Origin of the sequence: Natronomonas sp., assembly GCF_046710025.1 — an archaeon.
GTDB lineage: Archaea > Halobacteriota > Halobacteria > Halobacteriales > Haloarculaceae > Natronomonas.
Genome location: NZ_JBKEGK010000142.1, coordinates 1 through 6,599, shown reverse-complemented (window position 1 = coordinate 6,599; position 6,599 = coordinate 1). Strand labels below are relative to the sequence as shown.

Annotated in this window: 7 protein-coding genes and 1 tRNA gene; 5 read left to right on the top strand and 3 right to left on the bottom strand. The window is 65.8% G+C overall.

Annotated elements, in window-relative coordinates; translation table 11 throughout:
• Nucleotides 1–1,783, bottom strand: a 1,783-nt coding sequence (locus ACI944_RS10025; RefSeq protein ID WP_411718903.1) for a heavy metal translocating P-type ATPase, incomplete at its 3' end; no start/stop codon positions are given.
• 242 nt (nucleotides 1,784–2,025) lie between these two features.
• Between ACI944_RS10025 and ACI944_RS10020 the strand changes: the two genes are divergently transcribed.
• Genes ACI944_RS10020 through ACI944_RS10010 form a run of 3 tightly spaced genes read left to right on the top strand, consistent with a single transcriptional unit; the run spans nucleotide 2,026 to nucleotide 4,312 of the window.
• Complete coding sequence (locus tag ACI944_RS10020) at nucleotides 2,026–2,769, top strand: beta-ketoacyl-ACP reductase (RefSeq protein WP_411718902.1); 744 nt, start codon at nucleotides 2,026–2,028, stop codon at nucleotides 2,767–2,769.
• Nucleotides 2,766–3,929, top strand: coding sequence for a thiolase domain-containing protein (locus tag ACI944_RS10015; protein WP_411718901.1), 1,164 nt, complete (start codon nucleotides 2,766–2,768; stop codon nucleotides 3,927–3,929). The genes ACI944_RS10020 and ACI944_RS10015 overlap by 4 nt, the downstream gene beginning before the upstream one ends.
• Nucleotides 3,926–4,312 carry a Zn-ribbon domain-containing OB-fold protein gene (locus ACI944_RS10010; protein WP_411718899.1) on the top strand — a complete coding sequence of 129 codons (387 nt, stop codon included), beginning with the start codon at nucleotides 3,926–3,928 and terminating at the stop codon, nucleotides 4,310–4,312. The genes ACI944_RS10015 and ACI944_RS10010 overlap by 4 nt, the downstream gene beginning before the upstream one ends.
• 141 nt (nucleotides 4,313–4,453) lie before the next feature.
• Here ACI944_RS10010 and ACI944_RS10005 read toward each other — a convergent pair.
• Nucleotides 4,454–4,526, bottom strand: a tRNA-Gln gene (locus ACI944_RS10005).
• Between the two features lie 26 nt (nucleotides 4,527–4,552).
• Nucleotides 4,553–5,428, bottom strand: coding sequence for a homing endonuclease associated repeat-containing protein (locus ACI944_RS10000; protein ID WP_411718898.1), 876 nt, complete (start codon nucleotides 5,426–5,428; stop codon nucleotides 4,553–4,555).
• A 110-nt stretch (nucleotides 5,429–5,538) separates the two neighbouring features.
• On the opposite strand from ACI944_RS10000, the gene ACI944_RS09995 reads away from it, so the two are divergent.
• Both ACI944_RS09995 and ACI944_RS09990 read left to right on the top strand, forming a co-directional pair.
• A complete protein-coding gene (locus ACI944_RS09995) occupies nucleotides 5,539–6,120 on the top strand; it encodes an IMP cyclohydrolase (protein ID WP_411718897.1) in 582 nt (193 codons plus the stop codon).
• Nucleotides 6,121–6,230: 110 nt separating this feature from the next.
• Nucleotides 6,231–6,599, top strand: a 369-nt coding sequence (locus tag ACI944_RS09990) for a hypothetical protein (RefSeq protein ID WP_411718896.1), incomplete at its 3' end; no start/stop codon positions are given.

Here is a 6,599-nt window from a genome sequence, read left to right as displayed (position 1 = left end):
TTCGCTCGTTGTCCCCGGTGAGCATCACCGTCCGGACGCCGGCGTCGGCGAGCGCGTCGACGACCGCCCGCGCCTCGGGGCGGACGGTATCGGCGACGGCGACGACACCGTACAGGTCCGTCTCGGTGCCGACGAGGACGACCGTCTTGCCGTCGGACTGCAACTCGGCGATGGTGCCCGCCTGAAGATCGACACAGCCGGGGCGCTCGCAGGTTGGGTCGCCGATGGCCGCCCCGCCGACTCCGACCGCTGTCGCGCCGCCGTCGGTCCGCAGATGCGTATGCCCGAGGTCGTGGCCCAACTCGGCGAACAGCGCGGGCTTGCCAACGTAGCGCGTCCCCCCGAGGTCGGCTCGGACCCCCCGTCCGGTGAGGCTCTCGAAGCCGCTCGCCTCGGGGAGGTTGACGCCGACCTCGCGGGCGCGCTCGACGATTGCGGTCCCGATCGGATGCTCGCTGTGGCGTTCGACGCCCGCGGCGGTCGCGAGGATGTCGGCCTCGTCGTGGCCGGCCGCCGGCACCACGTCGGTCACAGCGAGTTCACCGGTCGTCAGCGTCCCTGTCTTGTCGAAGGCGACGGTATCGACCTCGCCCATCCGCTCGAGATGGTCACCGCCCTTTATGAGGACGCCGTTGCGGGCCGCGCTCGTCAGCCCCGAGACGACCGTGACCGGCGTCGAAATGACGAACGCGCAGGGGCAGGCGACGACGAGCAGCGTCAGCCCCCGGACGAACCACGTTCCCCACGCCCCGCCGAGCAACAGCGGCGGAATCAACACGGTCGCGACCGCACCGGCGACGACGATCGGGGTGTAGTAGCCGGCGAAGCGATCGACCAAGCGTTCGGCGTCCGTCCGCCTGGATTCGGCGCTCTCAACGAGTTCGACGACCCGCGACAGCGTCGTCTCGTCGCCGGCGGCGGTCGCCTCGATCTCGAGATAGCCGCCCTCGGCAACGCTGCCAGCGTACACCTCGTCGCCGACGTGCTTGTCGACGGGAACCGACTCGCCGGTGATCGGGGATTCGTCGACCGCGGATTCGCCCTCAAGAACGTCCCCGTCGACCGGGATCCGCTCGCCCGGCCGGACAACGACCACCTCGCCCACCCGCACGCTCGCGGCAGGGACTGACATCTCCTCGCCGTCGCGGACGACCGTCGCCGTGTCGGGCGAGAGCGCGAGCAACTCCCGGATCGACTCGCGGGTCCGGTCCATCGCGTGCGCTTCGAGCAGTTCCGCAAGGCTGAAGAGCACCGCGAGCGTCGCCGCTTCGATGTAGTAGCCGACGGCCATCGCGGAGATGATCGCCGTCGCCATCAGGAGGTCGATGTCGAGTTCTCGGAGGCGTGCCGACCGGAGCCCCGCGCGAGCGACCGGGCCGCCGGCGACGACGGCTCCGAGGACGAACAGCGCGTCGCTGAGACCCGTCTCCCGTCCGACATCGATGAGGACCGGATCGGGCACCGGACCCCAAAGAACGAAAAATCCCACGAGCATCGCCACCGCGCCGGCGTAGGTGGCGTAGGCCCGACGGCCCGTCCAGACGGCCGCCCCGGAGGCCATCCCGTCCGTCCCGGTCACCCCGTAACCCGCCGCCTCGACGCGGCCGACAATCTCGTCCGCGTCGACCGTCTCGGGGTCGTATTCGACGACGGCAACGCCGGCTGTCGGACGCGTTTCGACCCCGACGACGCCCTCCGCGTCCGCCAAGGCGGCGTCGACCTTCCCCGCACAGGACGAACAGTCCATGTCGGGCACCGACAGTTCCAGACGTTCCGTGCTCATAGTGGTGGGTAGACGGCCGCCGCCCATACCGTCTTCGTTGGTGTGGAGCAACCGACGGGCACGGCGAGGGCCGGCGGTGGCGCCCGAACTGCGCTACACGAAACCGTGACGCGTTCCATTTGTGGGACACGATGGTTCCAGATGGTAACCTAGGGAAATCCAGCGGATTAGATCGGCATGGCGGCCGACGGTCCGCGGTTGGATTTATTATGAATGATGGTAAACCCATTTATGGAACACACATGTCGGTCGAAGATAGGACCTGTCTAGTGACGGGCGCATCGAGAGGTATCGGACGCGGGATAGCAAAGGACTTGGGCGAACAGGGCGCAGAGGTAATCGTCAACTACCGCTCCTCCGAGGCCGAGGCCCACGAAGTCAAAGAGGAGATCAACGAGGGGCCCGGCGAGGCGGTGCTCGCCCAGGCTGACGTCGCCAACCTGGACGAGGTCGAGGCGATGTACGACGCCGTCAGCGATGAGTTCGGCGGCATCGACGTGTTGGTCAACAACGCGGGGATCACCGTCGACACGAAATTCGAGGAGATGACGCGCGAGGACTGGGATCGCGTCATGGACGTCAATTTGGGCGGCGTGTTCAACTGCACGAAGGTCTGTTTCGACGACATCCGGGCGGCGGATGAAGGCCGATTAATCAACGTTTCAAGCGTGGTGGGCCAGCAGGGCAACTACGGGCAGGCGAACTACGCGACCACCAAGTCCGGTCTCTTCGGCTTTACCCGGACGATCGCGCTTGAGATCGCCTCGGAGGGGTCGACGGCCAACTGCGTCGCCCCCGGTTTCGTCGAGACGGACATGCTCGCCGACGTGCCCGAGCGGGTCCAGGAGAACATTCTCAAGCGGATTCCGCTCGATCGGTTCGCACAGGTCGACGACGTCGCGGGGATCGTTAGCTTCCTCGCCAGCGAGGATTCGAGTTACATGACCGGACAGATTCTCGGCGTCAACGGGGGGATGGAGTGGTGAGCGACGTTCACGTTGCCGGCGTCGGCATGACCGCCTTCGGCGCGTCGCCGGAGCGGACTGCCCGCGATATGTTCGCACAGGCCGCCGCCGAGGCGTTCGACGACGCCAGTCTCGAACCCGACTCCGTCGAGGAACTGTTCTACGGCAACTTCATGGGGGAGTTCGCCGAGGTCCAGGGCCACCAGGGGCCGCTGATGGCCGAGGCCGCCGGCATCTCGGCTCCCTCGACGCGTATCGATAGCGCCTGCGCCTCAAGCGGCGTCGCCGTCAGACACGGCGTCAACCGGATCCGCGGGGGCGCCGACGTGGTGCTCGTCGGCGGTGCCGAGCGGATGAAAAACATCTCGACGGCCGAGGGCACAAAGGCGCTGTCGGCCGCTGCGGACGCCCTCTGGGAAGTAAAAGCCGGCGTGACGTTCCCGGGGGCGTACTCGTTGATGGCCAACAGCTACTTCGACGAGTTCGGCGGCACGCGGGAGGATCTCGCGCACATCGCCGTCAAGAACCACCAGAACGCCCTCGAAAACGACCTGGCGCAGTTCCAGATGGCGATCGATATCGACGACGTTCTCGAGGCACCGACGGTGAGTTCGCCGTTCGGCCTCTACGACTGCTCGCCGATGAGCGACGGCGCGAGTGCCGCGCTGTTGGTCAGCGAGGAGTTCGCCGAGGAACACGGCCTCGACACCTCCGTGGCGATCACGGGGGCCGGCCAGGCCAGCGACGGCCTCGCACTGCAGGATCGGGCCTCGATTCCCGAGACCCCTGCTGCGGTCGAAGCGGGCGAGGCCGCCTACGAGGACGCGGGCGTCACGCCCGAGGACATCGACGTCGCCGAGGTCCACGACTGCTTTACCATCGCCGAGGTGCTCGCGCTTGAGTCGCTCGGCTTTTACGAACCCGGCGAGGCGATCACGGCCGCCAGAGATGGCGAGACGACCATCGACGGGGAGTTGCCCGTGAACCTCTCGGGCGGCCTGAAGGCGAAAGGCCACCCTGTCGGCGCGACCGGCGGCGCACAGATCTCCGAGATGACGAAACTGCTCCGCGGCGACCACGTCAACAGCGACGCCGTCTCGGATGCGACAGTCGGGCTGACCCACAACGCGGGTGGGACGGTCGGGAGTTGTGTCGTCCACGTCCTGGAGGTGGTCGAATGAGCGACACACGCAACGAGGGCTTCGACGACTTCCTCGACGCCGCCGAGGAGGGCGAGGCCTACTATCTCGAGGGGCCGGAGGGCGACGGTTCCCTACCGCCACGGCGGATCGATCCCGCGACCGGCAGCCGTGAACTGACCGAGGAACCGCTCCCCGATACCGGCGAGGTCGTCACGCACACCCAGACCCACGTCGCCTCGCCCGGGTTCGCCGACGATGCGCCGTTCGTGGTCGCTGTCGCCGAGTTCGGCCCGGTGAAGGTTACCGGCCAGATGCGCGATATTGACGCCGAAGATGTCGACATCGGCCAGGAAGTCGAGTTGGGCGTCGACCACTCGGAGACGAACGACGAGCGTCTCGTCGTGTTCTACCCCACCGAGTAGAGCGGGCGAGGGGGGCTCATTTGTTTCGCCGTCGGCCGCTTTCGAGACTCGGTAGCCGCACCTATTCGAGGGACGAACCGAGGCATGTCCGGAAACGACAGTTGTAGGACTGTATGTTGAAAAGCCGAATCGTTCGAAAAATAGTCCATCCTGGATTCGAACCAGGGTCGTCAGCCCCAGAAGCTGACAGGATTGGCCACTACCCCAATGGACTGTACTACATCGGAGGCGAGTGCGAAACTAAACGCTATCGGTTTCAGTCCCTGTGCCGTGGTGTTCGGCACGATGACAGTTCGCACAGAGCAACACGCAGTCGTCGACCTCACGACGTATCGCCTCAAGCGGATACCGCTGTGAGAGCATTCTCGAGATTCCCGCCGTCTTCACTGCCGGGTGGTGAAAGTCGAGACAGATGGGATCGGAGACATCACAGCGCGCACAGCCGTCGCTTTCGCGTTTATGTCGCACTACCCAGCTTCGCCGTCTCTCGCGAACGTTGAAATCGAGTGTTTCCGAGTCTTGAGTCCTTTGCCGCCTTTGCTCCCCGTGGCTCGCTGGGGCCGACGCTTCGCGGTGTTCCGCCCGGTGGCAGTTTGCACAGAGGGCGACACACCGATCGACCTCCTTGCGTATGCGCCGTTTCGAATACCCGTGATTGACCATCTGTGAGACCCCGATATCCTTCGAATCGGGGTGATGAAAATCAAGCGCGGCGGGGCGATCCTCGCCGCACCGCTCACAGGCGAAGCGATCGCGTTTCAACCGGGTGAACCACGCCCTGAGTTCCAGCCGTCGGCGTTCCTTGGTCTCGATCCGGTGCCCGCGGTTTTTATAATACCACCGCTGTTGGGGGGTGAGGTCCTCCCAGTCCTCGCCGTCGGGAATGGTGACGGAATCGGGCTTGGGACGGATTTCCGTTCCACCCCCGTCGTCCTGTGAATAGGTTCCCAAGCCGGCGCGCTCTTTCGCCTCGTTCCACCCGCCGACGACCCGCCGAATCGTCGTCGACGAGGGACGGATGTCCAACCCCTCGTATTGGGCTTTCGTGGGCGACTCCCCGAGTCGCTCGGCCGCCCTCCGGAGCGCGTCGAGGCAGTCGGCCTCCGTCGTCGGCATACTCGTGGATCGATCGTCTTAATATAAAAACGTCGGGCGGGGGCGATGAGACACAACCCGTGCCGACTCGAACCGACACCGACATATCGGCTCCGGCGGGAGGGTCCGGTATGTACGTCGGACGGTTCATCGTCGTCGCGCCGGATCGAGCCGCCTACCGTGTCTCCTCACGATCGTTCCCGAACCGGCGAGTCCTCAAGCGCGAGGGGGCGCTCACCGTCGCCCCGACCGCCGAGGCCCCGGAGACTGACAACCCCTACATCTCGTATAATTGCCTGCGGACGACGGCGGACGACACACACGCCGTCATCGGCAACGGAACGCAGGTCGACCCGATCACGGAGAAACTCGAGTTGGGTTACCCGCCGCGGGACGCGCTGGCCGAATCGCTGCTTGCCCTCGACTATGAGAAGGACGACTACGACACGCCACGGATCGCCGGCGTCGTCGGCGAGGAGAGCTACATCGGCATCGTCCGCCGGGACGCCCTCGTCGTCAAGTCGGTCGGGGAGCCGACGCTCGTCGCAACGTACGAGAAGGACGCCCCCGAACCAACCGAACTCGAGGCGACCGATGCGCCGGCGATGGCGGCGGAACTCTACGACCGCGAGTTCGAACACCCGGTCTGTGCGGCCGCGATCGCGGCCGACGGCGAGGGCTTTTCGACCGGGCAGTACAACGGCGACCAGTAGTCCCGGTTTGGGGTATCAATGAGTTGGCGCAATCCGGCGGATCGGTCGAACTCGAACCGTGAGTTCGATCGGTAGTATATACCGTTTCGGCGACGAGTACACACAAGACAATGGAGCCCCATGAGGACGAAAAAGACGGCTCCGGGGAACCACACGTCGGGTACAGTTCGGACGATCCGGACGGGGCGATCCTTGACGCCCTCAACTCCCGATACCACGCCACAACGGCGGAGACACCGGCCGAGTTGAATCGCCCCGAGAGTGGCGTCGACTGTCTCGTCGTTGACGGCGACGCCTTCCGGCGGATCGACCCGGCGCACTCGGACCCATCGGAGTCGGAATCAGTTCCCGTCGTCGTCGTCGCTGACGACGACCCCCGGTTAGCGCGATCCGTGGCCCGTCGTCCAGGCGCCGATCTGGTGTACCGCGATTCGGTCGGCGACGATCTCGACGGCTCGGTATCGGACCGGCTGTGTGAC

What these genes read in the sequence shown, in the direction of transcription:
- ACI944_RS10020 (WP_411718902.1), top strand. Translation starts at nt 2,026, where the DNA reads ATGTCGGTCGAAGATAGGACCTGTCTAGTGACGGGCGCATCGAGAGGT.
- ACI944_RS10010 (WP_411718899.1), top strand. Translation starts at nt 3,926, where the DNA reads ATGAGCGACACACGCAACGAGGGCTTCGACGACTTCCTCGACGCCGCC.
- ACI944_RS10000 (WP_411718898.1), bottom strand. Translation starts at nt 5,428, where the DNA reads ATGCCGACGACGGAGGCCGACTGCCTCGACGCGCTCCGGAGGGCGGCC.
- ACI944_RS09995 (WP_411718897.1), top strand. Translation starts at nt 5,539, where the DNA reads ATGTACGTCGGACGGTTCATCGTCGTCGCGCCGGATCGAGCCGCCTAC.